This is a genomic window from Bartonella sp. AA1HLJMS (genome assembly GCF_042197445.1).
Taxonomy (GTDB): Bacteria; Pseudomonadota; Alphaproteobacteria; order Rhizobiales; family Rhizobiaceae; genus Bartonella.
Genome location: NZ_JBHIRW010000283.1, coordinates 1 through 680, shown reverse-complemented (window position 1 = coordinate 680; position 680 = coordinate 1). Strand labels below are relative to the sequence as shown.

Here is a 680-nt window from a genome sequence, read left to right as displayed (position 1 = left end):
GATAGAACGAGAGATAAAACAACTCTCAACAAAAGCTGCTTAACCTTATGGGGGTGTTTTGTTCCCCGCATATCTACAAGCACCCCCGCCCTTTCATAACAACTTTTAAGTCATGCGTGATTCACGAAATGGGTAAATTGCGTCTCAATGTAGGAGAAAAGATATGGCGCCTCGTAAAGCTATCATAACGCAAGCAGACATTGCACGAGCTTTAAGAGAAGCAAAAAAGCAAAAATGCGAACTCATAGAAATCAAACCTACTGGTGAACTGCTTATCTATCTTAAAGCAGATATTCCAATACCAAATTCAGTTAGCCACCCAGACAAACTTTTAGATTTGTCAAAGAATGAATATTACGAAACCGCACTCTTTAAGATGTAAAATACCATGCCAAAACCACGTCCTCCTCATCTTGTCAAAGAAGTCACACGTCATGGTAAAATTATATGGTATGTACGTATTGGTCATGGACCACGTATTAGAATACGCGGTACCTATGGAACGCAAGAGTTTGTTGACAACTACAAAAGCGCACTTGCCGAGTTACAAGGGCTTATACTTCCTAAATCAAAAACTGGTAAGCTAGTCGAAGGTTCATTCGCATGGCTCCTTAAACAGTATTTTAATAGCTCCAATTGGCATAACCTCGCTAAAGCCACAAAGAAACAAAGAGAATACA

General features: G+C 39.7%; 1 protein-coding gene and 1 pseudogene. Both read left to right on the top strand.

All coding sequences use genetic code 11. The annotated features are described in order from the left end of the window. The first annotated feature begins 163 nt into the window (after positions 1-163). Positions 164-382, top strand: a complete 219-nt coding sequence (locus ACFIQE_RS11225; protein WP_375640850.1) for a hypothetical protein — start codon at positions 164-166, stop codon at positions 380-382. A 6-nt stretch (positions 383-388) separates the two neighbouring features. Beyond that, a pseudogene (locus tag ACFIQE_RS11220) lies at positions 389-680 on the top strand (integrase); the annotation flags it as partial.

What these genes read in the sequence shown, in the direction of transcription:
- ACFIQE_RS11225 (WP_375640850.1), top strand. Translation starts at nt 164, where the DNA reads ATGGCGCCTCGTAAAGCTATCATAACGCAAGCAGACATTGCACGAGCT.